We start from the raw sequence: 25,118 nt of genomic DNA, 5'->3' as shown, positions 1-25,118 counted from the left end.
CTGTCACAATCACACTAAACAAAGAGTACGGAACCCACTCATGGATATTCGTAAGATTAAAAAACTGATCGAGCTGGTTGAAGAATCAGGTATCTCCGAACTGGAAATTTCTGAAGGCGAAGAATCTGTTCGCATCAGCCGCACAACGGCAAACGCCGGTTTTCCGGTGATGCAGCAGGCTTATGCGGCGCCGATGATGCAGCAACCCGCTCTGTCTAACGCTGTCGCGCCAGCGGCTACTCCAGCAATGGAAGCGCCTGCCGCAGCGGAAATCAGTGGTCACATCGTACGCTCCCCAATGGTTGGTACTTTCTACCGCACCCCAAGCCCGGACGCGAAAGCGTTCATCGAAGTGGGCCAGAAAGTGAACGTGGGCGATACCCTGTGCATCGTTGAAGCCATGAAAATGATGAACCAGATCGAAGCTGACAAAGCAGGTACTGTGAAAGCGATTCTGGTCGAAAGTGGTCAACCGGTAGAATTTGACGAGCCACTGGTCGTCATCGAGTAACGAGGCGAACATGTTGGATAAAATTGTCATCGCCAACCGCGGCGAGATCGCACTACGTATTCTTCGAGCCTGTAAAGAACTCGGCATCAAGACCGTCGCTGTGCACTCAAGCGCGGATCGCGATTTAAAACACGTATTGCTGGCGGATGAGACGGTCTGTATTGGTCCGGCACCGTCCGTAAAAAGTTATCTGAACATCCCGGCTATCATTAGCGCCGCTGAAATCACCGGCGCGGTGGCAATCCACCCGGGTTACGGCTTCCTTTCTGAGAACGCCAATTTTGCCGAGCAGGTTGAACGCTCCGGCTTTATCTTTATCGGCCCGAAAGCGGACACCATCCGCCTGATGGGCGATAAAGTGTCCGCGATTACCGCAATGAAAAAAGCGGGCGTGCCGACCGTACCAGGATCTGACGGCCCGCTGGGCGACGATATGAATGCGAACCGCGCTCATGCCAAACGTATTGGCTATCCGGTGATCATCAAAGCGTCCGGTGGCGGCGGCGGCCGTGGTATGCGCGTGGTTCGTAGCGATGCTGAACTGGCGCAGTCCATCTCCATGACCAAAGCGGAAGCGAAAGCGGCTTTCAGCAACGACATGGTATACATGGAAAAATACCTGGAAAATCCACGCCACATCGAAATTCAGGTGCTGGCGGACGGCCAGGGCAACGCTATCTATCTGGCGGAACGCGACTGTTCCATGCAGCGTCGCCACCAGAAAGTGGTTGAAGAAGCCCCGGCGCCAGGCATTACGCCGGAACTGCGTCGCTATATCGGCGAACGCTGCGCGAAAGCGTGCGTAGACATCGGCTATCGCGGCGCAGGGACGTTCGAATTCCTGTTCGAAAACGGCGAGTTCTATTTCATCGAAATGAACACCCGTATTCAGGTTGAACACCCGGTGACTGAAATGATTACCGGCGTCGATTTGATCAAAGAGCAGTTGCGCATCGCGGCGGGTCAGCCGCTGTCGATCACACAGGACGAAGTTGTCGTTCGAGGCCATGCGGTAGAATGCCGTATCAATGCCGAAGATCCGAACACCTTCCTGCCAAGCCCAGGCAAAATCACGCGCTTCCATGCGCCTGGCGGCTTTGGCGTTCGCTGGGAATCTCATATCTACGCGGGCTACACGGTGCCGCCGTACTATGATTCCATGATCGGCAAACTCATCTGCTACGGTGAAAACCGCGACGTGGCGATTGCCCGTATGAAAAATGCCCTGCAGGAACTGATTATCGATGGTATCAAAACCAATATCGATCTGCAGACCCGCATCATGAATGACGAGCACTTCCAGCACGGTGGAACCAACATCCACTATCTGGAGAAAAAACTCGGTCTTCAGGAAAAGTAATCGCACGTTAATCTCAAAAGGCCGGTGAATCCGGCCTTTTTTATTTCTGGGGATAGCGATGCCCCATCATGTACAATTCCCGCTTTCTTCACCCATAAGGGACAAAAAATGGACGCTCGTTTTGTTCAGGCCCATAAAGAGGCGCGCTGGGCGCTGTGGCTGACCCTTTGCTATCTGGCGGCATGGTTAGTGGCTGCTTACTTACCTGGAGACTCGCCGGGAATCACCGGTCTGCCGCACTGGTTCGAGATGGCCTGCTTATTGACGCCGCTGGTCTTTATTTTGCTGTGCTGGGCGATGGTGAAATTCATTTATCGCGATATTTCGCTGGAGGATGACGATGCAGCTTGAGGTCATTCTACCGCTGGTAGCCTATCTGGTCGTGGTCTTCGGGGTCTCGATTTACGCTATGCGCAAGCGTACCGCCGGCACCTTTTTAAACGAATATTTTCTTGGCAGCCGTTCGATGGGCGGGATCGTGCTCGCGATGACGCTTACCGCCACCTATATTAGCGCCAGTTCATTTATCGGCGGTCCCGGCGCGGCTTATAAATACGGTCTGGGCTGGGTCTTGCTGGCGATGATCCAGCTTCCCGCCGTCTGGCTTTCACTGGGTATTCTGGGTAAAAAATTCGCTATCCTGGCGCGTCGCTATAATGCCGTCACGCTTAACGATATGCTATTCGCTCGTTACCAAAGCCGCCTGCTGGTGTGGTTGGCAAGCCTGAGTTTATTGGTCGCGTTTATTGGCGCAATGACCGTACAATTTATCGGCGGCGCGCGACTGCTGGAAACCGCGGCGGGAATTCCCTACGAAACCGGCCTGCTAATATTTGGCGTCAGTATCGCACTCTATACGGCGTTTGGCGGCTTTCGCGCCAGCGTACTTAACGATACGCTACAGGGCCTGGTGATGCTGGTCGGCACGATAGTGCTGCTGGTGGGCGTGATCCATGCGGCGGGCGGTCTAAGTCAGGCCGTTGACACGCTGCACGCTCTCGACCCCAAACTGGTAACGCCGCAGGGCGCCGATGACATACTTTCTCCCGCCTTTATGACCTCTTTTTGGGTACTGGTCTGTTTTGGTGTGATTGGCCTGCCGCATACGGCGGTGCGCTGCATCTCCTATAAAGACAGTAAAGCGGTACACCGGGGCATTATTATCGGTACGATTGTCGTGGCGATTTTAATGTTCGGGATGCACCTTGCCGGCGCGCTGGGTCGCGCGGTGCTTCCGGATCTGACGGTGCCGGATCTGGTGATCCCAACGCTAATGGTGAAAGTTTTGCCGCCGTTTGCCGCCGGGATCTTCCTCGCTGCGCCAATGGCGGCGATCATGTCAACAATTAACGCCCAACTGCTGCAAAGTTCCGCGACGATCATTAAAGATCTCTATCTCAACCTGCGCCCCGATCAGATGCAAAATGAGATCCGGCTGAAGCGTATGTCGGCAGCGATTACATTACTGCTAGGCGCGCTGTTGCTGCTGGCCGCATGGAAACCGCCAGAGATGATCATTTGGCTCAACCTGCTGGCGTTTGGCGGCCTGGAAGCGGTGTTCTTATGGCCGCTGGTATTGGGCCTTTACTGGGAGCGGGCAAACGCGGCAGGCGCATTAAGCGCCATGATCGTGGGCGGCGTGCTATATGCCCTGCTTGCCACATTTAATATTCAGTACCTGGGCTTTCATCCGATTGTGCCCGCGTTACTGTTAAGTTTATTGGCTTTTCTGATCGGAAACCGATTCGGCTCTTCCGCTTCGCAAGCCACCGTATTGTCTACTGATAAATAAAGAGTTTTGCCATGCCATGGATCCAATTGAAACTGAATACCACCGGCGCGAATGCTGAAGAGCTGAGTGATGCGCTGATGGAAGCGGGCGCCGTTTCCATTACCTTTCAGGATACGCACGATACGCCGGTTTTTGAGCCGTTGCCGGGCGAAACCCGTCTGTGGGGCGATACCGATGTGATCGGTCTGTTCGACGCCGAAACCGACATGAAAGACGTTGTCGCGATTCTGGAGCAACATCCGCTGCTGGGTGCCGGATTTGCCCATAAAATCGAACAACTGGAAGATAAAGACTGGGAACGCGAATGGATGGATAATTTCCATCCGATGCGTTTTGGCGAGCGTCTGTGGATTTGTCCCAGCTGGCGTGACATTCCGGACGAGAATGCCGTCAACGTGATGCTCGACCCGGGACTGGCGTTCGGTACGGGTACGCACCCCACCACCTCTTTATGTCTGCAATGGCTGGACGGGCTCGATCTCAACGGCAAAACCGTGATCGACTTTGGCTGCGGTTCAGGCATTCTAGCGATTGCCGCGCTGAAACTGGGAGCGGCAAAGGCGATTGGTATTGATATCGATCCGCAAGCTATTCAGGCCAGTCGCGATAATGCTGAACGCAACGGCGTGTCTGACCGGCTGGAGCTGTACCTGCCGAAAGACCAGCCAGAAGCCATGAAAGCCGACGTGGTCGTCGCTAACATCCTGGCAGGCCCATTACGCGAACTGGCCCCGTTAATCAGCGTACTGCCCGTTGAGGGCGGTCTGCTGGGGCTTTCAGGTATTCTCGCCAGCCAGGCGGAAAGCGTCTGCGATGCTTACGCCGAGCTTTTCACTCTCGACCCGGTCGTCGAAAAAGAAGAATGGTGCCGCATTACTGGCCGTAAGAAATAATTCTTGTCAGCGTGGTCGCCCGGCCACGCTTTTCTCCACACAACTGCCTTAACGCCTTTCAGGCACCGAGACATCATTAAATTCATCAAATGAATGCCTGAAATAACTTCTTTGTCACTATCCGTCTGGATAAACAGCTGCTACCAGCGGACAAAAGATACTGGCGTTTTAACGGGTCGCAGCCATCGCCCTCGTACTTAGTAATGCTGTCCGGGTTGTTCTGCAGCATCCGCTAACCCTCTCTTCAGCGCAGCTGGAAAAATTTATCCGTGCCATTCATGAACACAAAAGCGCATCTGTGCGCCCCCTTCCGACTGGCAATGGAGAAAAATCACGCGCAGCGGGAAGTGATCTTGTCCTGAAACGAGACGGCGATCCCATTCATTTGGGGTAATTAGCTTATAAAAAAAGCAGATTATTCCGCTTATCTTGTTTCTGGACGAAGAAATAGAGAGAAGTTACGGGAATTTGTAAGCGCGTACAAAACCGCCGACAATAAATAACCCTATGATTTTAATGAATTATAAATTTATTTTGCTGTTTTTAAGCACGATTCATTGATCTACAACAGTGGATTGTTCAAAGTTTGGCCTTTCATCTCGTGCAAAAAATGCGTAATATACGCCGCCTTGCAGTCACAGTATGGTCATTTCTTAACTCATGCGCATCGGACAATATCAGCTCAGAAATCGCCTGATCGCAGCGCCCATGGCTGGCATTACTGACAGACCTTTCCGGACGCTGTGCTATGAGATGGGAGCAGGATTGACAGTATCCGAGATGATGTCTTCTAACCCGCAAGTGTGGGAAAGCGATAAATCTCGTTTACGGATGGTGCACGTTGATGAGCCAGGAATTCGCACGGTGCAAATTGCCGGTAGCGACCCTGTTGAGATGGCCGATGCCGCACGTATTAACGTGGAAAGCGGCGCCCAGATTATTGATATCAATATGGGGTGCCCGGCGAAGAAAGTGAATCGTAAGCTGGCAGGTTCAGCCCTCTTGCAGTACCCGGATTTAGTGAAGTCTATACTCATCGGGGTCGTAAACGCAGTGGACGTTCCTGTGACTCTCAAGATTCGCACCGGCTGGGCGCCGGAACACCGTAACTGCGTAGAGATTGCCCAACTGGCTGAAGATTGTGGTATTCAGGCTCTGACCATCCATGGCCGCACCCGCGCCTGTTTGTTCAACGGAGAAGCTGAATACGACAGTATTCGGGCAGTTAAGCAGAAAGTTTCCATTCCGATTATCGCGAATGGCGACATTACTAACCCGCATAAAGCCAGAGCTGTTCTCGACTATACAGGGGCGGATGCCCTGATGATAGGCCGCGCAGCTCAGGGAAGACCCTGGATCTTTCGGGAAATCCAGCATTATCTGGACACTGGGGAGCTGCTTCCGCCGCTGCCGCTGGCAGAGGTAAAGCGCTTGCTTTGCACGCATGTTCGGGAACTGCATGACTTTTACGGTCAGGCAAAAGGGTACCGAATCGCGCGTAAACACGTCTCCTGGTATCTCCAGGAGCACGCTCCAGACGACCAGTTTCGGCGCACATTCAACGCTATTGAGGACGCCAGCGAACAGCTGGAGGCGTTGGAGGCATACTTCGAAAATTTTGCGTAAACAGAAATAAAGAGCTGACAGAACTATGTTCGAACAACGCGTAAATTCTGACGTACTGACCGTTTCTACCGTTAACTCTCAGGATCAGGTAACCCAAAAACCCCTGCGTGACTCGGTTAAACAGGCACTGAAGAACTATTTTGCTCAACTGAATGGTCAGGACGTTAATGACCTGTATGAGCTGGTACTGGCTGAAGTAGAACAGCCCCTGTTGGACATGGTGATGCAATACACCCGTGGTAACCAGACCCGTGCTGCTCTGATGATGGGCATCAACCGTGGTACGCTGCGTAAAAAATTAAAAAAATACGGCATGAACTAATTTCGATTAGCTAACTGCTTGTTTAAAAAGGCGCTACTCGGCATGGGGAAGCGCCTTTTTTATACGCATCACATGGAATTTGGTCATGAAAGCGGAATGTGAACCTCAGTACTTTGGCGATGAATCGAAGAAGATTATTCACGGTGACGCGCTAACAGAACTTAAAAAACTGCCTTCTGAAAGCATTGACTTAATTTTTGCCGATCCGCCTTACAATATCGGAAAAGATTTCGACGGTATGGTGGAGTCCTGGGACGAAGCGTCTTTTCTGGCCTGGCTGTATGAATGCATTGATGAGTGCCACCGCGTACTGAAGAAACACGGCACCATGTACATCATGAATAGCACAGAAAATATGCCGTATATCGATCTCAAATGCCGAACGCTTTTTACCATCAAAAGCCGTATCGTCTGGTCCTATGATAGTTCCGGGGTGCAGGCGAAAAAATACTTTGGTTCTATGTATGAACCGATCCTGATGATGGTAAAAAACCCGAAAAGCTATACCTTTAACCGTGATGCGATTCTGGTCGAAACCACTACGGGCGCTAAGCGCGCGCTAATCGATTATCGAAAAAACCCGCCCCAACCATACAATCAGAAAAAAGTGCCGGGCAACGTCTGGTCATTTCCTCGCGTACGTTATCTGATGGATGAATATGAAAACCATCCTACGCAAAAGCCCAGCGCGCTGTTAAAACGGATCATACTGGCCTCTTCTAACCCGAGCGATACCGTATTGGACCCTTTCGCGGGCAGTTTCACCACAGGCGCTGTCGCAGCGGCGTCAGGTCGTAAGTTTATCGGTATTGAACTCAATAATGAGTACGTAAAAATGGGGCTCAGAAGATTGAGCGTCACTTCGCATTATTCAGAAAATGAACTTGCAAAAGTCAAAAAGAGAAAAACACAAAACCTGTCCAAAAAGCAGCGAAATGTCGGGATAAACGCGCTATCTTCAGAGAAGTAAAAGCATTGTAAGTCCGCTTTTCAGCGTCAAAATTTCATGTATATTCCCAGCACGCATGGGCATGAATACACAGGATTTGACGATGATACGTAAGTATTGGTGGCTGGTTGTTTTTGCCGTCTCCGTTTTTCTTTTTGATGCGCTTTTGATGCAATGGATCGAATTGATGGCAACTGAACAGGATAAGTGCCGAAACATGGATTCGGTTAACCCTCTCAAATTGATCAATTGTACCGATCTGGAGTAGCGAACCGGGCGATTTAACCTATGATTATTTATCACCCGGATTTCTTTTATCCCTTATAAAAACAGGGAATTAAAACACGTTGAGGATAAAAGAAGGGGTGATACTGTCTCGTCCTGTTCTTTTCCTGCATAACCAATGAGCTAATGATACATGCCGGTTAGTGAGTACAACCACATCCTTGTGGCGGTTTCATTTGCTGTCGCTATTTTTGCGTCCTATACCGCATTAAATATGGCCGGACGCGTAGCCGGAAGCGCCCGATCAAACGCCAGAATATGGCTAATGGGCGGCGGCTTCGCGCTGGGCGTCGGTATTTGGGCGATGCATTTTGTCGGGATGCTGGCGATGGATCACGCGATGAACATGCGCTTCGATCCGTTCCTCACCGGCCTCTCCATGCTGATCGCGATCGGCTCCTCCCTGTTTGCGCTATGGCTGGTCAGCGCTGAAAAACTGCGCCTGCGCCGTTTACTGCCGGGCGCGCTGGTGATGGGACTGGGCATCAGCGCAATGCATTATACCGGGATGGCGGCGCTGCAATTTGCTTCCATTATCGTCTGGAATAGCGCGTGGGTTGCCCTCTCTATCATTATCGCGCTACTGGCGTCCTGCGGCGCGCTGTGGCTCACGTTCCGCCTGCGTCATGAGGGAACAGATGTCGCCCTGAGGCGAGCAGGCGCCGCGGTATTAATGGGGATAGCTATCGCCGGCATGCATTACGCCGGCATGAAGGCCGCACACTTTCCCCAAAACTGGCCGATGGAGCATCGTGGCGTCGATAGCAACTGGCTGGCTGTTCTTGTCAGCGTGGTCGCGCTGACTATCCTGGGTATTACTCTGCTGGTTTCTTTATTTGACGCCCGGCTTCAGGCCCGTACCGCACTACTTGCCTCTTCGCTGGCGCAGGCGAACCAGGAACTGGCGCAGTTGGCGCTGCATGATACGCTCACCCGTTTACCAAACCGGGTGCTTCTTGAGGATCGTCTGGAACAGGCCATCAGCAAAGCGAATCGGGAAAACACGTCTTTCGCGCTACTGTTTATGGATCTGGATGGCTTTAAAACCGTTAATGACGCTTATGGTCATGATATCGGCGATAAGCTACTGGTAGCGGTCACGCATCGTCTGAACCAACCGCTGAGCGGGCAGTTTACCCTGGCGCGGATTGGCGGCGACGAATTTGTGCTGCTTGCAGAAGTCAGCGCGCCTGACGAAGCGGCTTCCCTTGCCAGCGCGCTGGTACATTCGATAGATGCGCCCTTTACAATAGATCCGTACGAACTGGTCGTCACCCTTAGCGTGGGAATAGCGCTCTATCCGCTGGACGGAAAAAACGAACGGGAACTGATGTTCAACGCCGATGCCGCAATGTACCACACGAAACATACGGGGCGTAACGGATACCATTTCTTTCAGCCATCAATGAATATGCTGGCGCAAACCCAACTTCAGCTAATGAATGACCTGTGGCTGGCGCTGGAAAGACAAGAGCTCAGGCTAGTGTATCAGCCTAAATTTCAGGCTCCTGCCGGCCCTATTGTAGGATTTGAGGCCCTGTTGCGCTGGTATCATCCAAAACAAGGCGTACTGAATCCTGACCAGTTTTTACCGCTGGCGGAAAAAACGGGTCTTATCGTCACTATCGGTAGCTGGGTGATAGACGAGGCGTGTCGACAGCTCCGCGAGTGGCACTTACAGGGATACGACTTATGGTCAGTGGCGGTAAATCTGTCCGCCTTACAATTTGAGCAGCCCGGGCTTGTGGACACCATTACGCGGAGCCTGGCCCGACACAGTATCCGTCCCGATTTATTGATTCTGGAAATCACCGAAACCACGGCGATGAACAAGCCAGAGCAAAGCGTCGCTATACTCACCAGATTAACGGAAATGGGGGTTAAGGCCTCTATTGACGACTTTGGCACCGGTTATTCCAGCCTTCTCTATCTGAAACGTCTTCCGGCGTGCGAACTAAAAATTGATCGCGCTTTCGTACATGAACTCAGCGAGGCAGGCGACGGCGCGACCATTGTTGCGGCTATTGTCGCGCTGGCGAAAGCGTTAAATCTGCAAATTGTGGCAGAAGGGGTAGAGAATGAAACGCAGCAACAATTTTTGACCCAGTTAGGATGCCATACGCTTCAGGGGTTCCTGCTTGGCAAGCCGCGTACGGCAGAGGAAATTGCTCGCGATATTCGGGATCCTGCCAATATATTCACAAGGTCAATATATAATATCAACTCAAAATAATCTCAGGCTTCTTCCGCCTGTTGTTCATTTGGCATTAATTGCCTCACACTGCCATCCGGGCTTAGCATTTTTAATACATTATCGACTAATGCAGGCGCCTGCTTATAAAGATCATAACTTGTGGGATTCATTAACCAGTTTTTTACTATTCCGCTAAAACTACCATGCAGAATAATTAATATGACATCCAGATCAAGACTGCCTGAGATCAGTTTTTTATCCATACATCGCTGTAATACTTCAAGCAGCGACTGATGATGGAAACCCATCTTCTCCCGAATGGCCTGTTCCGATATCATACCATTATGGAATTCACATTTATGATATAAAATCTGCATTAATGCCTGCTGACGAGGCACTGCCGCAATATATTGTAAGGCTGCAATAAATTTCTCTCGTAGATCCTGTAAAGGATTATCATTCCAGCATCCCGTAAGCCTATCCTGAATAAGTTCGCGTAAAGGTGGTTGCTGTAACCAAACCTCATTAAACAACTGCGTTTTATTCTCAAAGTGCCAGTAGATGGCGCCCCGCGTGACATCAGCGGCATCAGCGATATCATTCAACGTCGTGTTGGCAACGCCGCGCAAGGCGAACTGCGCAATAGCGGTTTCAATCAAATGTTGCCGCGTTTTAAGCGCATCCGCCTTCGTTTTCTTCGCCATAATTAAGATATCCTGGACCATAAAAACGATAAATACGCTGATAAAATACTCAGCACAAAAAACAACTTTATCATGTCCTTTTTAGTCAGACGAGAGACAGCTATTTTTATTTCGCACAATATCGCCAAATCAATAATAAAAACAAATAAATTAATAAAACACATTCATATAAAATATATATTTCTATTTATGTTATTCAACATCATGATTTTACTAATCGGGACATTATGAAACGACAGGGAATAGTTCTTTTTTTTTGCTTTTATGTGCCGTGAACCCCATCCCAAAATAAGTATTGCTTACATCACAAGCTAATAATTTGTAGGATACCCCACTGCTATTCTATTTTTCGCGCGTTAACGCCTTACCGTTATCCGGTGAATAACGAGCTTTCGGTTTTTTAAGGAACAGTAATGACGAAACATGCCAGGTTTTCACTCCTGCCCTCATTCATCATATTCTCTGCTGCGCTGCTGGCCGGTTGTAATGACCAGGGAGATACCCAGGCTCATGCCGGCGAGCCGCAAGTCACCGTCCATGTGGTCGAAACAGCGCCGCTAGCCGTAACGACCGAACTTCCCGGACGTACGTCCGCATTTCGCATTGCGGAGGTTCGCCCCCAGGTGAGCGGGATCGTGCTTAAAAGAAACTTCACCGAAGGTAGCGATGTAGAGGCCGGGCAGTCGCTCTATCAGATCGATCCTGCCACTTATCAGGCTGATTATGACAGCGCTAAAGGCGAACTTGCTAAAAGCGAAGCGGCTGCGGCTATCGCGCACCTGACGGTCAAACGCTATGTTCCACTGGTCGGCACAAAATATATCAGCCAACAGGAATATGATCAGGCGATTGCCGACGCCCGCCAGGCCGATGCCGCCGTTGTGGCGGCAAAAGCCGCTGTTGAAAGCGCGCGTATTAACCTTGCGTATACCAAAGTCACCTCACCCATCAGCGGGCGTATAGGAAAATCTAATGTGACTGAAGGCGCGCTGGTGACTAATGGTCAGTCAACTGAACTGGCTACCGTGCAACAACTCGATCCGATTTATGTCGACGTGACGCAATCAAGCAACGACTTTATGCGACTCAAGCAATCCGTCGAACAAGGTAACCTGCATAAAGACAGCGCCAGTAGCACGGTTCAACTGGTAATGGAAAATGGTCAGGTCTACCCGATTAAAGGCACGCTGCAATTTTCCGACGTTACCGTAGATGAAAGCACCGGCTCTATCACGCTCAGGGCGGTGTTCCCTAACCCGCAACACAGTCTGCTTCCCGGTATGTTTGTTCGCGCCCGCATTGATGAAGGCGTCCAGCCCAATGCCATCCTTGTCCCCCAGCAGGGCGTAACCCGCACGCCGCGCGGCGACGCAATGGTGATGGTGGTTAACGATAAAAGCCAGGTCGAAGCCCGCAATGTCGTGGCGGCGCAGGCTATTGGCGATAAATGGCTCATCAGCGAAGGGTTAAAACCGGGCGATAAGGTCATCGTCAGCGGCTTACAAAAAGCGCGACCGGGCGTCCAGGTGAAAGCCACTACCGATGCTCCTGCAGCGAAAACGGCGCAATAAGGTAACCGTACATGGCAAACTTTTTTATTAGACGTCCTATTTTCGCCTGGGTTCTGGCCATTATCCTGATGATGGCTGGCGCACTGGCAATAATGCAACTTCCCGTTGCGCAGTATCCAACCATTGCGCCGCCAGCGGTTTCTATTTCTGCAACCTATCCTGGCGCGGATGCGCAGACGGTACAGGATACGGTTACTCAGGTTATCGAACAAAATATGAACGGTATCGATAACCTGATGTATATGTCCTCTACCAGCGACTCTGCTGGTAGCGTGACCATCACCCTGACCTTCCAGTCCGGAACCGATCCGGATATCGCGCAGGTTCAGGTGCAAAATAAATTGCAGCTCGCCACGCCTTTACTGCCGCAAGAAGTCCAGCAGCAGGGGATTAGCGTTGAAAAATCCAGCAGCAGCTTTTTGATGGTCGCCGGGTTCGTCTCAGATAATCCGAACACTACCCAGGACGACATCTCTGACTATGTCGCCTCTAACATTAAGGATTCTATCAGCCGTCTGAATGGTGTGGGCGACGTTCAGCTATTTGGCGCACAGTACGCCATGCGTATCTGGCTGGATGCGAATCTGCTAAATAAATACCAGCTCACGCCAGTTGACGTCATCAACCAGTTAAAAGTACAGAACGACCAGATTGCGGCAGGCCAACTGGGCGGCACGCCAGCATTACCGGGCCAGCAGCTTAACGCCTCAATCATCGCCCAAACGCGTCTGAAAGATCCGGAAGAGTTCGGCAAAGTTACGTTGCGCGTCAATACCGACGGCTCTGTCGTCCATCTCAAAGATGTCGCGCGTATTGAGCTTGGCGGTGAAAACTATAACGTTGTAGCGCGCATTAACGGTAAACCGGCCTCCGGTCTCGGTATTAAACTGGCGACCGGCGCTAACGCGCTGGATACCGCAACCGCAATCAAAGTGAAACTGGCGGAGCTGCAGCCTTTCTTCCCTCAGGGAATGAAGGTGGTTTATCCTTATGACACAACGCCCTTCGTAAAAATATCTATCCACGAAGTGGTAAAAACGCTGTTTGAAGCGATTATTCTGGTGTTCCTGGTAATGTATCTGTTCTTACAGAATATCCGGGCAACCCTGATTCCTACCATCGCTGTTCCTGTCGTGTTGCTAGGCACTTTTGCGGTACTCGCCGCCTTTGGCTATTCCATCAATACCCTGACGATGTTTGGTATGGTACTGGCGATAGGGCTGTTGGTTGACGATGCGATAGTGGTCGTAGAAAACGTTGAACGTGTAATGATGGAGGATAACCTTTCTCCCCGAGAGGCGACGGAAAAATCCATGTCGCAGATTCAGGGAGCGCTGGTTGGTATCGCGATGGTACTGTCTGCGGTATTTATCCCGATGGCCTTTTTTGGCGGCTCGACCGGGGCAATTTATCGCCAGTTCTCTATTACTATTGTTTCAGCAATGGCGCTATCCGTTCTGGTTGCGTTGATTCTGACGCCAGCACTGTGCGCTACGCTGCTTAAACCCGTATCTGCTGAACATCACGAGAAAAAAAGCGGCTTCTTTGGCTGGTTCAATACCAGGTTTGACCACAGCGTTAACCACTATACTAACAGCGTAAGCGGCATCGTGCGTAATACGGGTCGCTATCTCATTATCTATCTACTTATTGTAGTCGGAATGGCGGTTCTGTTTTTACGCCTCCCGACCTCCTTCCTGCCGGAAGAAGATCAGGGAGTATTCCTGACCATGATTCAGCTCCCCTCTGGCGCTACGCAAGAACGTACGCAGAAAGTGCTGGATCAAGTCACTCATTACTACCTGAATAATGAAAAAGCGAACGTCGAAAGCGTGTTTACCGTAAACGGCTTTAGCTTTAGCGGTCAGGGACAAAACTCAGGGATGGCATTTGTCAGCCTTAAACCCTGGGAAGAGCGTAACGGTGAAGAAAATAGCGTCGAAGCCGTTATCGCCAGAGCGACACGCGCCTTTAGCCAGATTCGCGACGGGTTGGTGTTCCCCTTCAACATGCCGGCAATTGTCGAGTTAGGTACCGCAACAGGTTTCGACTTCGAACTGATTGATCAGGGAGGACTCGGTCACGATGCGTTAACAAAAGCGCGTAATCAACTCCTGGGTATGGTCGCGAAGCATCCTGATCTATTAGTGCGCGTACGCCCGAACGGGCTGGAAGACACGCCACAGTTCAAGCTGGATGTCGATCAAGAAAAAGCGCAGGCGCTCGGCGTTTCGCTGTCTGATATCAACGAAACCATCTCCGCGGCGTTGGGCGGCTATTACGTTAACGACTTTATCGATCGCGGACGAGTGAAAAAAGTATACGTTCAGGCTGACGCTCAGTTCCGTATGCTGCCGGGAGATATCAACAATCTTTATGTTCGCAGCGCTAATGGCGAGATGGTGCCCTTCTCTACCTTTAGCTCAGCACGGTGGATTTATGGTTCGCCACGCCTGGAACGCTATAACGGGATGCCGTCAATGGAACTGCTCGGCGAAGCAGCACCCGGACGAAGCACCGGTGAAGCCATGTCGTTAATGGAAAACCTGGCTTCACAGCTACCAAACGGTATTGGCTATGACTGGACAGGTATGTCGTATCAGGAACGGTTGTCAGGTAACCAGGCGCCGGCGCTGTACGCAATCTCACTCATTGTCGTTTTCCTCTGCCTTGCCGCTCTGTATGAAAGCTGGTCAATTCCGTTCTCGGTAATGCTGGTCGTACCGCTCGGCGTGGTTGGCGCTCTGCTTGCAGCGTCATTGCGCGGTCTGAACAATGACGTTTACTTCCAGGTTGGCTTGTTAACCACTATTGGCCTTTCTGCTAAAAACGCCATCCTGATTGTCGAGTTCGCCAAAGATCTCATGGAAAAAGAAGGACGTGGATTGATTGAAGCGACGCTGGAAGCATCCCGTATGCGTTTACGTCCTATTCTAATGACCTCGCTGGCCTTTATTCTCGGGGTAATGCCGTTAGTTATCAGTCGTGGCGCAGGTAGTGGTGCACAGAACGCAGTAGGCACAGGGGTTATGGGGGGAATGTTAACCGCAACCTTATTAGCTATCTTCTTCGTGCCGGTATTCTTCGTTGTTGTAAAACGCCGATTTAATCGCCATCATGATTAACCGGTAAACAGAGGCGTCTTCGGACGCCTTTTTAAACGGTACGTCTTTATCTCCGCTATTCCCCCTCTCCGCTTACCTCTGCATTCTCCATAGTTTTTACAATTCACATGAATTGAGATGATTCCTCATGTCGGCCATTTTTTCTGTGGTGGTAAAATAACTCTCGTTTTCGCAGCGGTTAGAGCCAGCATTACGTTGCTGTACTTCGCGAAACGCTGATTAATGAGGTAACACCATGAAAAGACTAATTCCAGTTGCATTGCTTACCACCTTATTGGCAGGTTGTGCACATGATTCTCCCTGCGTACCGGTTTATGACGATCAAGGGCGGCTGGTTCATACCAATACATGTATGAAAGGTACAACGCAGGATAACTGGGAGACAGCAGGCGCTATTGCTGGCGGCGCTGCGGCGGTAGCAGGGTTGACGATGGGTATCATTGCGCTTTCTAAATGATACATGCAGGCGCGGCAATGCCGCGCTTTCAGTAATAATATAAAGGTCGTAAGGATACTCAGCGACGTAATCTGTTCAGCCTGTCCCCCGAAAGTTAACACGATAAAACGCTCTCTTTTCTTACTCGCCCATCCCGATGGTATTTATTCTATTCCTTGTCCGATGCAGACAAAATTATAGCTTGATAGCATCGTAAGCCGCATTACAAACAGGCTTTATACAGTAAGACTTAGAGCGTGATCATTAGGCGTAATTATTACAGACAGTCTGGATATAAACCGGAACATACACGTAATACATGAGGATTTTGAGCACTGTCCCTAGGCCAAACTGGCAAATAAAATAGCCTAATGGGCCAGATTTTTAGTCCTCAGCGAATATCTCTATTGCTTATTAGAGGCGTAAGTAAAAGCCGTTTGTACATCTACTTCAGCACGGTTCACATTCGATGGTTCAGGCGGATATATGGTGGGAAATCACGTTGACTAAAACGGTTTTTATCCACTCTACGAAGATGTTTAAAACGCGTCGGCGTCATTATCCGATAACTTTTTCCATAGAGAGATAAATGCAAAAAGGCCCAGTCTTTCGATTGGGCCCTTTGCTTTATTTGATGTCTGGCAGTTTATGGCGGGCGTCCTGCCCGCCACCCTACGGGCCGTTGCTGCGCAACGTTCAAATCCGCTCCCGGCGGATTTGTCCTCCTCAGGAGACTACTCACCGACAAACAACAGATAAAACAAAAGGCCCAGTCTTTCGACTGAGCCTTTTGTTTTATTTGATGTCTGGCAGTTCCCTACTCTCGCATGGGGAGACCCCACACTACCATCGGCGCTACGGCGTTTCACTTCTGAGTTCGGCATGGGGTCAGGTGGGACCACCGCGCTACTGCCGCCAGACAAATTCTTTTTCAAATACCGAACTTTAACCGTATTAAGTGGTGCTGATACCCAGAGTCGAACTGGGGACCTCACCCTTACCAAGGGTGCGCTCTACCAACTGAGCCATATCAGCACACTAAATTTGATGCCTGGCAGTTCCCTACTCTCGCATGGGGAGACCCCACACTACCATCGGCGCTACGGCGTTTCACTTCTGAGTTCGGCATGGGGTCAGGTGGGACCACCGCGCTAGTGCCGCCAGGCAAATTCTGTTATCAGACCGTTTTTACGTTCTGATGTAATCTGAATCAGTGCTGAAAATCGTCTCTTAACCGCCAAAACATCTTCGGCGTTGTAAGGTTAAGCCTCACGGTTCATTAGTACCGGTTAGCTCAACGCATCGCTGCGCTTACACACCCGGCCTATCAACGTCGTCGTCTTCAACGTTCCTTCAGGAGACTCTAAGTCTCAGGGAGAACTCATCTCGGGGCAAGTTTCGTGCTTAGATGCTTTCAGCACTTATCTCTTCCGCATTTAGCTACCGGGCAGTGCCATTGGCATGACAACCCGAACACCAGTGATGCGTCCACTCCGGTCCTCTCGTACTAGGAGCAGCCCCCCTCAGTTCTCCAGCGCCCACGGCAGATAGGGACCGAACTGTCTCACGACGTTCTAAACCCAGCTCGCGTACCACTTTAAATGGCGAACAGCCATACCCTTGGGACCTACTTCAGCCCCAGGATGTGATGAGCCGACATCGAGGTGCCAAACACCGCCGTCGATATGAACTCTTGGGCGGTATCAGCCTGTTATCCCCGGAGTACCTTTTATCCGTTGAGCGATGGCCCTTCCATTCAGAACCACCGGATCACTATGACCTGCTTTCGCACCTGCTCGCGCCGTCACGCTCGCAGTCAAGCTGGCTTATGCCATTGCACTAACCTCCTGATGTCCGACCAGGATTAGCCAACCTTCGTGCTCCTCCGTTACTCTTTAGGAGGAGACCGCCCCAGTCAAACTACCCACCAGACACTGTCCGCAACCCGGATCACGGGTCCACGTTAGAACATCAAACATTAAAGGGTGGTATTTCAAGGTCGGCTCCACGCAGACTGGCGTCCACGCTTCAAAGCCTCCCACCTATCCTACACATCAAGGCTCAATGTTCAGTGTCAAGCTATAGTAAAGGTTCACGGGGTCTTTCCGTCTTGCCGCGGGTACACTGCATCTTCACAGCGAGTTCAATTTCACTGAGTCTCGGGTGGAGACAGCCTGGCCATCATTACGCCATTCGTGCAGGTCGGAACTTACCCGACAAGGAATTTCGCTACCTTAGGACCGTTATAGTTACGGCCGCCGTTTACCGGGGCTTCGATCAGGAGCTTCGCTTGCGCTGACCCCATCAATTAACCTTCCGGCACCGGGCAGGCGTCACACCGTATACGTCCACTTTCGTGTTTGCACAGTGCTGTGTTTTTAATAAACAGTTGCAGCCAGCTGGTATCTTCGACTGACTTCAGCTCCATGAGTAAATCACTTCACCTACGTGTCAGCGTGCCTTCTCCCGAAGTTACGGCACCATTTTGCCTAGTTCCTTCACCCGAGTTCTCTCAAGCGCCTTGGTATTCTCTACCTGACCACCTGTGTCGGTTTGGGGTACGATTTGATGTTACCTGATGCTTAGAGGCTTTTCCTGGAAGCAGGGCATTTGTTGCTTCAGCACCGTAGTGCCTCGTCGTCACGCCTCAGTGTTAAAGTGAACCGGATTTACCTGGAACACACACCTACACGCTTAAACCGGGACAACCGTCGCCCGGCCAACATAGCCTTCTCCGTCCCCCCTTCGCAGTAACACCAAGTACGGGAATATTAACCCGTTTCCCATCGACTACGCCTTTCGGCCTCGCCTTAGGGGTCGACTCACCCTGCCCCGATTAACGTTGGACAGGAACCCTTGGTCTTCCGGCGAGCGGGCTTTTCACCCGCTTTATCGTTACTTATGTCAGCATTCGCACTTCTGATACCTCCAGCATGCCTCACGACACACCTTCACAGGCTTACAGAACGCTCCCCTACCCAACGAACGTATCCCTAAGCCAACTCGACTTTAATGAACGCTTTGACGTCGCTTCGCTCCGTCAATCGTCAACTCCGTAAAGTTGTCTTGGGTGATACGTTCGCTGCCGCAGCTTCGGTGCATGGTTTAGCCCCGTTACATCTTCCGCGCAGGCCGACTCGACCAGTGAGCTATTACGCTTTCTTTAAATGATGGCTGCTTCTAAGCCAACATCCTGGCTGTCTGGGCCTTCCCACATCGTTTCCCACTTAACCATGACTTTGGGACCTTAGCTGGCGGTCTGGGTTGTTTCCCTCTTCACGACGGACGTTAGCACCCGCCGTGTGTCTCCCGTGATAACATTCTCCGGTATTCGCAGTTTGCATCGGGTTGGTAAGCCGGGATGGCCCCCTAGCCGAAACAGTGCTCTACCCCCGGAGATGAATTCACGAGGCGCTACCTAAATAGCTTTCGGGGAGAACCAGCTATCTCCCGGTTTGATTGGCCTTTCACCCCCAGCCACAGGTCATCCGCTAATTTTTCAACATTAGTCGGTTCGGTCCTCCAGTTAGTGTTACCCAACCTTCAACCTGCCCATGGCTAGATCACCGGGTTTCGGGTCTATACCCTGCAACTTAACGCCCAATTAAGACTCGGTTTCCCTCCGGCTCCCCTATACGGTTAACCTTGCTACAGAATATAAGTCGCTGACCCATTATACAAAAGGTACGCAGTCACACCCCGAAGGGTGCTCCCACTGCTTGTACGTACACGGTTTCAGGTTCTTTTTCACTCCCCTCGCCGGGGTTCTTTTCGCCTTTCCCTCACGGTACTGGTTCACTATCGGTCAGTCAGGAGTATTTAGCCTTGGAGGATGGTCCCCCCATATTCAGACAGGATACCACGTGTCCCGCCCTACTCATCGAGCTCACAGCACATGCGCTTTTGTGTACGGGGCTGTCACCCTGTATCGCGCGCCTTTCCAGACGCTTCCACTAACACACATGCTGATTCAGGCTCTGGGCTCCTCCCCGTTCGCTCGCCGCTACTGGGGGAATCTCGGTTGATTTCTTTTCCTCGGGGTACTTAGATGTTTCAGTTCCCCCGGTTCGCCTCATTAACCTATGGATTCAGTTAATGATAGTGTGACGAATCACACTGGGTTTCCCCATTCGGAAATCGCCGGTTATAACGGTTCATATCACCTTACCGGCGCTTATCGCAGATTAGCACGTCCTTCATCGCCTCTGACTGCCAGGGCATCCACCGTGTACGCTTAGTCGCTTAACCTCACAACCCGAAGATGTTTCGTAAAACATTCTCGTGTCGCGAAAATTTGAGAGACTCACGAACAACTTTCGTTGTTCTGTGTTTCAATTTTCAGCTTGATCCAGATTTTTAAAGAGCAAATATCTCAAACGTGACTCGTAAGTCAGTTTTGAGATATTAAGGCAGGTGACTTTCACTCACAAACCAGCAAGTGGCGTCCCCTAGGGGATTCGAACCCCTGTTACCGCCGTGAAAGGGCGGTGTCCTGGGCCTCTAGACGAAGGGGACGTATCAGTCTGCTTCGCAAGACGCCTTGCTATTTACTTTTCATCAGACAATCTGTGTGAGCACTGCAAAGAACAGTTCTTTAAGGTAAGGAGGTGATCCAACCGCAGGTTCCCCTACGGTTACCTTGTTACGACTTCACCCCAGTCATGAATCACAAAGTGGTAAGCGCCCTCCCGAAGGTTAAGCTACCTACTTCTTTTGCAACCCACTCCCATGGTGTGACGGGCGGTGTGTACAAGGCCCGGGAACGTATTCACCGTGGCATTCTGATCCACGATTACTAGCGATTCCGACTTCATGGAGTCGAGTTGCAGACTCCAATCCGGACTACGACGCACTTTATGAGGTCCGCTTGCTCTCGCGAGGTCGCTTCTCTTTGTATGCGCCATTGTAGCACGTGTGTAGCCCTGGTCGTAAGGGCCATGATGACTTGACGTCATCCCCACCTTCCTCCAGTTTATCACTGGCAGTCTCCTTTGAGTTCCCGACCTAATCGCTGGCAACAAAGGATAAGGGTTGCGCTCGTTGCGGGACTTAACCCAACATTTCACAACACGAGCTGACGACAGCCATGCAGCACCTGTCTCACAGTTCCCGAAGGCACCAATCCATCTCTGGAAAGTTCTGTGGATGTCAAGACCAGGTAAGGTTCTTCGCGTTGCATCGAATTAAACCACATGCTCCACCGCTTGTGCGGGCCCCCGTCAATTCATTTGAGTTTTAACCTTGCGGCCGTACTCCCCAGGCGGTCTACTTAACGCGTTAGCTCCGGAAGCCACGCCTCAAGGGCACAACCTCCAAGTAGACATCGTTTACGGCGTGGACTACCAGGGTATCTAATCCTGTTTGCTCCCCACGCTTTCGCACCTGAGCGTCAGTCTTTGTCCAGGGGGCCGCCTTCGCCACCGGTATTCCTCCAGATCTCTACGCATTTCACCGCTACACCTGGAATTCTACCCCCCTCTACAAGACTCAAGCCTGCCAGTTTCGAATGCAGTTCCCAGGTTGAGCCCGGGGATTTCACATCCGACTTGACAGACCGCCTGCGTGCGCTTTACGCCCAGTAATTCCGATTAACGCTTGCACCCTCCGTATTACCGCGGCTGCTGGCACGGAGTTAGCCGGTGCTTCTTCTGCGGGTAACGTCAATTGCTGCGGTTATTAACCACAACACCTTCCTCCCCGCTGAAAGTACTTTACAACCCGAAGGCCTTCTTCATACACGCGGCATGGCTGCATCAGGCTTGCGCCCATTGTGCAATATTCCCCACTGCTGCCTCCCGTAGGAGTCTGGACCGTGTCTCAGTTCCAGTGTGGCTGGTCATCCTCTCAGACCAGCTAGGGATCGTCGCCTTGGTGAGCCGTTACCTCACCAACAAGCTAATCCCATCTGGGCACATCTGATGGCAAGAGGCCCGAAGGTCCCCCTCTTTGGTCTTGCGACGTTATGCGGTATTAGCCACCGTTTCCAGTAGTTATCCCCCTCCATCAGGCAGTTTCCCAGACATTACTCACCCGTCCGCCACTCGTCAGCGAAGCAGCAAGCTGCTTCCTGTTACCGTTCGACTTGCATGTGTTAGGCCTGCCGCCAGCGTTCAATCTGAGCCATGATCAAACTCTTCAATTTAAAAGTTTGATGCTCAATGAATTAAACTTCGTAATGAATTACGTGTTCACTCTTGAGACTTGGTATTCATTTTTCGTCCTAGGACGTTAAGAAACCGTATCTTCGAGTGCCCACACAGATTGTCTGATAAATTGTTAAAGAGCAGGTGCGACGCGGCTTGCAGCTCACCGTCGCGAGGTGGCGTATATTACGCTTTCCTCTTTCAGAGTCAACCCTGAATTTCAGGATTTTTCTCTTCAACCGACCGGCTGTTTGTGTGAAGTGATTCACATCCGCCGTGTCGATGGAGGCGCATTATAGGGATCCCATTTTTTTGCACAAGCGTTTTTTGGATCTTTTTTTCTGTTTGTTGATTTTTCATCCCTTTCGCTCCATTCCTGCGCAAAGTGGCGATTTTTTGATGCTATCTCCCCTTGCACAACGCCGTTAAAGCAACCAAAGTCTTCATGACTATTCATTTATGATGAGGTAGACATGTCTGACACATTACGTCCTTATAAGAATCTTTTTCCTGGTATCGGTCAGCGCGTGATGATCGATACCAGCAGCGTGGTTATTGGCGATGTCCGTCTGGCGGATGATGTCGGGATCTGGCCGCTTGTGGTGATTCGCGGCGATGTGAATTACGTTGCGATAGGGGCTCGTACGAACATTCAGGATGGCAGCGTTCTTCACGTAACCCACAAGTCTTCATCCAATCCACACGGCAACCCATTAATCATTGGCGAAGATGTTACCGTTGGCCATAAAGTTATGCTGCACGGCTGTACCATCGGTAACCGCGTACTGGTCGGTATGGGCTCCATTGTGCTGGATGGCGCGATAATAGAAGATGACGTAATGATTGGCGCGGGAAGCCTGGTGCCGCAGCACAAACGGCTGGAAAGCGGCTATTTATATCTTGGCAGTCCGGTAAAACAGATCCGCCCCTTGAGCGATGCTGAGAGATCGGGCCTGCAGTACTCCGCCAATAACTATGTAAAGTGGAAAGACGACTATCTTTCTCAGGATAACCATATCCAACCGTGATCATCTTCCTGCTGGGCCAGGATTAATGCTTCCGCCTCTTCTTCCAGGTCCCAGCGATACTCACGAAAAATGGCCAGCCATTGCTCCGCTGTTTCTCCACCAAAGCGATACGCCAGTACATCTTTTTTTATTGCACACGTGAGTTGCATCCCATTAACCAGGGCGGGAAAGATGATAGCACTGGCGGCAGTATCCCATTCTTCGCGGTCAGGAAATTGTATGGCCTGGTTCACGCTAATAATTCCTGCTGTAGCTGCTCAATCACTGGCTCGACCTGCGGTAATACACCGTGCCAAAGCAAAACGGCATGTGCAGCCTGCCCCACCAGCATTCCCAGCCCATCTGCGTAGCGTTTTGCGCCCTGTTGTACACACCAGGAGAGAAATGGCGTATTCCCTTTTTGATAGAACATGTCATAGCAACAGAGGGAAGGGTGAATAAGTGACGCTGGTATCGCCGGGATTTCGCCCCGTATGCCGCTGGAGGTCGCATTAATAATTAGGTCAAACTCACAACCATCCAGCTTGTCCATATCCGTGGCATGAACGCTGCCGGTATGAGCAAAGATTTTCGCCAACGCTTCGGCACGTGAAGCTGTACGGTTGGTGATAGTGACCGCGCAATCCAAAGAAAGCAGAGGTAACAGCACGCCCCGGGATGCGCCGCCCGCGCCAATCAGCAAAATACGCAATCCTGGGCGGATAAAATTTAAACGTTCGAGATCGCCTAATAAACCGATACCGTCAGTATTGTCGCCAAGCAAACGACCATCTTCCAGCCGTTTTAATGTATTGACGGCTCCCGCCAGCGATGCTCGTTCCGTTAACTCATCCGAACGCGCAAACGCCTCCTCTTTAAAAGGTACTGTGATGTTTGCGCCTTTTCCCCCTGCCGCGAAAAAGGCATCAAGCGTATTAATGAAATTATTAATAGGGGCCAGCACGCGACCATAGGGGTGAACAATATCTAGCTGCTGAGCAAATTGCTGATGAATAAATGGCGATTTGCTGTGCGCAATCGGATTTCCAAAAACAGCATAGGTTTCCATCATATTACCCCTGTCGAAACAGTTCGCCCGTCAGAGCATCGCGAATTTCTGAAGGATTTAAACGCCCACCCGTTGCGCCTTCAACCACCGGAAAATCATCACCAAATTGCGCACGCACCTCTTCAACGGTACGGCATGGCGGTAATCCGCTCAGATTGGCGCTGGTGGAAACCAGCGGTTTGCCATACGCATTGCATAGCGCGACCACCAGCGGGTGGTTGGTAACACGAACGGCCAGGGAATCAAAACGTCCCGTGAGCCACCGCGGCGTTGTCGCGGGCGCAGGAAAAACAAACGTTACCGGCCCGGGCCAGCAATCAAATACCGCTTTACGCTGTGCGGCGGTAAGTATGCTGTCATCAATATAAGGTTTTAACTGCTCAAAGCTGGCGGCAATCAAAATGAGTCCCTTATCGACGGGCCGTTGTTTTAACGCCAGCAGGCGCGTAACGGCTGTTTCACTATCGGGATCGCAGCCGACGCCGAAAACGGCTTCTGTTGGATAAGCGATGACATTTTCTTTATTCAGGAGATCTACCGCTGCGGCGATAGATCCTATTGGCAGGTTATTATTCACTTGTTTATTCCACCGGAACCGGCTTTCCACATTGTTTACTGGCGCAAAAGCGCTTCACGCCCTGCGCGGTTTTCTTTTCGATGAGTAGCGGATAATGGCACTCGGGGCATTCCCCTGCAACCGGTGTGAAGTTAATGACAAACTGACATTCCGGGTAGCGATCGCAGGAATGAAAGATTTTACCGTAACGAGAACGGCGCTGGACCAAATGTCCTTGCTGGCAGGCTGGACAGGCAATCGCCGTTTCATCCGGTTTATCAATAACCACTGTATGTTCACATTGCGGATACTGACTGCATCCGATGAACATGCCAAAGCGCCCCTGACGCAACACCAGCACGGCGCCACACTCAGGGCACAGTTGCCCCTCCAGAATTTTAACGATATGTCCGTCCGCCTGACTTTTCAGCGGACGAACGTAATCGCATTCCGGATAGCGAGAACAGCCGAGAAACGGACCATGTTTCCCGGAACGAATTACCAGTTCGGCCCCGCACTGCGGGCAGGGCTCATTTTTACGCACCGAAAACAGTGCTGATTTAGCCATATTCACT

At 51.2% G+C, this 25,118-nt stretch carries 20 protein-coding genes, 2 tRNA genes and 4 rRNA genes; 14 read left to right on the top strand and 12 right to left on the bottom strand.

The annotated features are described in order from the left end of the window. Nucleotides 1-40: 40 nt before the first annotated feature. From accB to QEN31_RS02280, 10 genes are all read left to right on the top strand, one after another. Complete coding sequence (accB, locus tag QEN31_RS02325; protein WP_000354626.1) at nucleotides 41-511, top strand: acetyl-CoA carboxylase biotin carboxyl carrier protein; 471 nt, start codon at nucleotides 41-43, stop codon at nucleotides 509-511. Nucleotides 512-521: 10 nt separating this feature from the next. Then, a complete protein-coding gene (gene accC, locus QEN31_RS02320; protein ID WP_000884627.1) occupies nucleotides 522-1,871 on the top strand; it encodes an acetyl-CoA carboxylase biotin carboxylase subunit in 1,350 nt (449 codons plus the stop codon). Nucleotides 1,872-1,979: 108 nt separating this feature from the next. Then, nucleotides 1,980-2,222 (top strand): YhdT family protein, encoded by a 243-nt coding sequence (locus QEN31_RS02315; protein ID WP_000340018.1) that lies wholly within the window; start codon nucleotides 1,980-1,982, stop codon nucleotides 2,220-2,222. Beyond that, nucleotides 2,212-3,663 carry a sodium/pantothenate symporter gene (gene panF, locus QEN31_RS02310; protein ID WP_001175741.1) on the top strand — a complete coding sequence of 484 codons (1,452 nt, stop codon included), beginning with the start codon at nucleotides 2,212-2,214 and terminating at the stop codon, nucleotides 3,661-3,663. The genes QEN31_RS02315 and panF overlap by 11 nt, the downstream gene beginning before the upstream one ends. 11 nt (nucleotides 3,664-3,674) lie before the next feature. Beyond that, nucleotides 3,675-4,556, top strand: a complete 882-nt coding sequence (prmA, locus tag QEN31_RS02305; RefSeq protein WP_001145849.1) for a 50S ribosomal protein L11 methyltransferase — start codon at nucleotides 3,675-3,677, stop codon at nucleotides 4,554-4,556. A 660-nt stretch (nucleotides 4,557-5,216) separates the two neighbouring features. After that, nucleotides 5,217-6,182, top strand: coding sequence for a tRNA dihydrouridine synthase DusB (gene dusB / locus QEN31_RS02300; RefSeq protein WP_001219664.1), 966 nt, complete (start codon nucleotides 5,217-5,219; stop codon nucleotides 6,180-6,182). A 25-nt stretch (nucleotides 6,183-6,207) separates the two neighbouring features. Next, a complete protein-coding gene (gene fis, locus QEN31_RS02295; protein WP_000462905.1) occupies nucleotides 6,208-6,504 on the top strand; it encodes a DNA-binding transcriptional regulator Fis in 297 nt (98 codons plus the stop codon). Between the two features lie 85 nt (nucleotides 6,505-6,589). After that, nucleotides 6,590-7,474, top strand: a complete 885-nt coding sequence (gene yhdJ / locus QEN31_RS02290) for an adenine-specific DNA-methyltransferase (RefSeq protein WP_000642611.1) — start codon at nucleotides 6,590-6,592, stop codon at nucleotides 7,472-7,474. An 82-nt stretch (nucleotides 7,475-7,556) separates the two neighbouring features. Next, nucleotides 7,557-7,721: a DUF2556 family protein gene (locus QEN31_RS02285; protein ID WP_000620015.1), complete on the top strand. Its 165-nt coding sequence runs from the start codon at nucleotides 7,557-7,559 to the stop codon at nucleotides 7,719-7,721. A gap of 150 nt (nucleotides 7,722-7,871) precedes the next feature. Then, nucleotides 7,872-9,971 carry a putative bifunctional diguanylate cyclase/phosphodiesterase gene (locus QEN31_RS02280; protein ID WP_001145331.1) on the top strand — a complete coding sequence of 700 codons (2,100 nt, stop codon included), beginning with the start codon at nucleotides 7,872-7,874 and terminating at the stop codon, nucleotides 9,969-9,971. Nucleotides 9,972-9,973: 2 nt separating this feature from the next. On the opposite strand, the gene envR is transcribed toward QEN31_RS02280, so the two are convergent. After that, nucleotides 9,974-10,636 carry an acrEF/envCD operon transcriptional regulator gene (gene envR, locus QEN31_RS02275; protein WP_001085725.1) on the bottom strand — a complete coding sequence of 221 codons (663 nt, stop codon included), beginning with the start codon at nucleotides 10,634-10,636 and terminating at the stop codon, nucleotides 9,974-9,976. 413 nt (nucleotides 10,637-11,049) lie between these two features. On the opposite strand from envR, the gene QEN31_RS02270 reads away from it, so the two are divergent. From QEN31_RS02270 to QEN31_RS02260, 3 genes are all read left to right on the top strand, one after another. Further along, nucleotides 11,050-12,207: an efflux RND transporter periplasmic adaptor subunit gene (locus QEN31_RS02270; protein WP_000160383.1), complete on the top strand. Its 1,158-nt coding sequence runs from the start codon at nucleotides 11,050-11,052 to the stop codon at nucleotides 12,205-12,207. A gap of 11 nt (nucleotides 12,208-12,218) precedes the next feature. Beyond that, the gene (locus QEN31_RS02265; protein ID WP_001273286.1) at nucleotides 12,219-15,332 is read left to right on the top strand and encodes an efflux RND transporter permease subunit; all 3,114 of its coding nucleotides are present in this window, start codon (nucleotides 12,219-12,221) and stop codon (nucleotides 15,330-15,332) included. 235 nt (nucleotides 15,333-15,567) lie between these two features. Next, a complete protein-coding gene (locus QEN31_RS02260; protein ID WP_000825645.1) occupies nucleotides 15,568-15,789 on the top strand; it encodes a membrane protein in 222 nt (73 codons plus the stop codon). 783 nt (nucleotides 15,790-16,572) lie between these two features. On the opposite strand, the gene rrf (QEN31_RS02255) is transcribed toward QEN31_RS02260, so the two are convergent. From rrf (QEN31_RS02255) to QEN31_RS02225, 7 genes are all read right to left on the bottom strand, one after another. After that, a 5S ribosomal RNA gene (rrf, locus tag QEN31_RS02255) occupies nucleotides 16,573-16,688 on the bottom strand. 39 nt (nucleotides 16,689-16,727) lie between these two features. After that, nucleotides 16,728-16,803, bottom strand: a tRNA-Thr gene (locus tag QEN31_RS02250). 14 nt (nucleotides 16,804-16,817) lie between these two features. After that, nucleotides 16,818-16,933 (bottom strand): 5S ribosomal RNA (gene rrf / locus QEN31_RS02245). 93 nt (nucleotides 16,934-17,026) lie between these two features. Continuing rightward, nucleotides 17,027-20,016: ribosomal RNA gene (locus QEN31_RS02240) — 23S ribosomal RNA — on the bottom strand. 191 nt (nucleotides 20,017-20,207) lie between these two features. Beyond that, nucleotides 20,208-20,283 (bottom strand) — tRNA-Glu (locus QEN31_RS02235). A gap of 85 nt (nucleotides 20,284-20,368) precedes the next feature. Continuing rightward, a 16S ribosomal RNA gene (locus QEN31_RS02230) occupies nucleotides 20,369-21,910 on the bottom strand. The 16S, 23S and 5S rRNA genes sit together here with 2 tRNA genes alongside, the layout of an rRNA operon. 208 nt (nucleotides 21,911-22,118) lie before the next feature. Further along, nucleotides 22,119-22,271 carry a hypothetical protein gene (locus tag QEN31_RS02225; protein ID WP_000795911.1) on the bottom strand — a complete coding sequence of 51 codons (153 nt, stop codon included), beginning with the start codon at nucleotides 22,269-22,271 and terminating at the stop codon, nucleotides 22,119-22,121. Nucleotides 22,272-22,384: 113 nt separating this feature from the next. Here QEN31_RS02225 and QEN31_RS02220 point away from each other — a divergent pair, with 113 nt between their 5' ends. Next, entirely contained in the window at nucleotides 22,385-22,939 is a 555-nt protein-coding gene (locus QEN31_RS02220) for a gamma carbonic anhydrase family protein (RefSeq protein WP_001285640.1), read from the top strand. Here QEN31_RS02220 and QEN31_RS02215 read toward each other — a convergent pair. Genes QEN31_RS02215 through QEN31_RS02200 form a run of 4 tightly spaced genes read right to left on the bottom strand, consistent with a single transcriptional unit; the run spans nucleotide 22,915 to nucleotide 25,111 of the window. Next, entirely contained in the window at nucleotides 22,915-23,172 is a 258-nt protein-coding gene (locus tag QEN31_RS02215) for a DUF1488 domain-containing protein (protein ID WP_001070571.1), read from the bottom strand. The genes QEN31_RS02220 and QEN31_RS02215 overlap by 25 nt on opposite strands. Beyond that, nucleotides 23,169-23,987 (bottom strand): shikimate dehydrogenase, encoded by an 819-nt coding sequence (gene aroE / locus QEN31_RS02210; RefSeq protein ID WP_000451193.1) that lies wholly within the window; start codon nucleotides 23,985-23,987, stop codon nucleotides 23,169-23,171. The genes QEN31_RS02215 and aroE overlap by 4 nt, the downstream gene beginning before the upstream one ends. A gap of 4 nt (nucleotides 23,988-23,991) precedes the next feature. Next, a complete protein-coding gene (gene tsaC, locus QEN31_RS02205) occupies nucleotides 23,992-24,564 on the bottom strand; it encodes an L-threonylcarbamoyladenylate synthase type 1 TsaC (protein ID WP_001063609.1) in 573 nt (190 codons plus the stop codon). Between the two features lie 4 nt (nucleotides 24,565-24,568). Continuing rightward, complete coding sequence (locus QEN31_RS02200; protein ID WP_001129708.1) at nucleotides 24,569-25,111, bottom strand: DNA topoisomerase family protein; 543 nt, start codon at nucleotides 25,109-25,111, stop codon at nucleotides 24,569-24,571. Nucleotides 25,112-25,118: the final 7 nt, after the last annotated feature.

This window comes from Salmonella sp. SA15303 (genome assembly GCF_029962125.1).
GTDB lineage: Bacteria > Pseudomonadota > Gammaproteobacteria > Enterobacterales > Enterobacteriaceae > Salmonella > Salmonella enterica.
This window is presented reverse-complemented; position numbering and strand designations above follow the sequence as displayed.

What these genes read in the sequence shown, in the direction of transcription:
- fis (WP_000462905.1), top strand. Translation starts at nt 6,208, where the DNA reads ATGTTCGAACAACGCGTAAATTCTGACGTACTGACCGTTTCTACCGTT.
- QEN31_RS02270 (WP_000160383.1), top strand. Translation starts at nt 11,050, where the DNA reads ATGACGAAACATGCCAGGTTTTCACTCCTGCCCTCATTCATCATATTC.
- QEN31_RS02200 (WP_001129708.1), bottom strand. Translation starts at nt 25,111, where the DNA reads ATGGCTAAATCAGCACTGTTTTCGGTGCGTAAAAATGAGCCCTGCCCG.
- QEN31_RS02315 (WP_000340018.1), top strand. Translation starts at nt 1,980, where the DNA reads ATGGACGCTCGTTTTGTTCAGGCCCATAAAGAGGCGCGCTGGGCGCTG.
- QEN31_RS02260 (WP_000825645.1), top strand. Translation starts at nt 15,568, where the DNA reads ATGAAAAGACTAATTCCAGTTGCATTGCTTACCACCTTATTGGCAGGT.
- prmA (WP_001145849.1), top strand. Translation starts at nt 3,675, where the DNA reads ATGCCATGGATCCAATTGAAACTGAATACCACCGGCGCGAATGCTGAA.
- QEN31_RS02265 (WP_001273286.1), top strand. Translation starts at nt 12,219, where the DNA reads ATGGCAAACTTTTTTATTAGACGTCCTATTTTCGCCTGGGTTCTGGCC.
- aroE (WP_000451193.1), bottom strand. Translation starts at nt 23,987, where the DNA reads ATGGAAACCTATGCTGTTTTTGGAAATCCGATTGCGCACAGCAAATCG.
- QEN31_RS02285 (WP_000620015.1), top strand. Translation starts at nt 7,557, where the DNA reads ATGATACGTAAGTATTGGTGGCTGGTTGTTTTTGCCGTCTCCGTTTTT.
- yhdJ (WP_000642611.1), top strand. Translation starts at nt 6,590, where the DNA reads ATGAAAGCGGAATGTGAACCTCAGTACTTTGGCGATGAATCGAAGAAG.
- dusB (WP_001219664.1), top strand. Translation starts at nt 5,217, where the DNA reads ATGCGCATCGGACAATATCAGCTCAGAAATCGCCTGATCGCAGCGCCC.
- panF (WP_001175741.1), top strand. Translation starts at nt 2,212, where the DNA reads ATGCAGCTTGAGGTCATTCTACCGCTGGTAGCCTATCTGGTCGTGGTC.
- accB (WP_000354626.1), top strand. Translation starts at nt 41, where the DNA reads ATGGATATTCGTAAGATTAAAAAACTGATCGAGCTGGTTGAAGAATCA.
- envR (WP_001085725.1), bottom strand. Translation starts at nt 10,636, where the DNA reads ATGGCGAAGAAAACGAAGGCGGATGCGCTTAAAACGCGGCAACATTTG.
- QEN31_RS02220 (WP_001285640.1), top strand. Translation starts at nt 22,385, where the DNA reads ATGTCTGACACATTACGTCCTTATAAGAATCTTTTTCCTGGTATCGGT.
- accC (WP_000884627.1), top strand. Translation starts at nt 522, where the DNA reads ATGTTGGATAAAATTGTCATCGCCAACCGCGGCGAGATCGCACTACGT.
- QEN31_RS02225 (WP_000795911.1), bottom strand. Translation starts at nt 22,271, where the DNA reads ATGAAAAATCAACAAACAGAAAAAAAGATCCAAAAAACGCTTGTGCAA.
- QEN31_RS02280 (WP_001145331.1), top strand. Translation starts at nt 7,872, where the DNA reads ATGCCGGTTAGTGAGTACAACCACATCCTTGTGGCGGTTTCATTTGCT.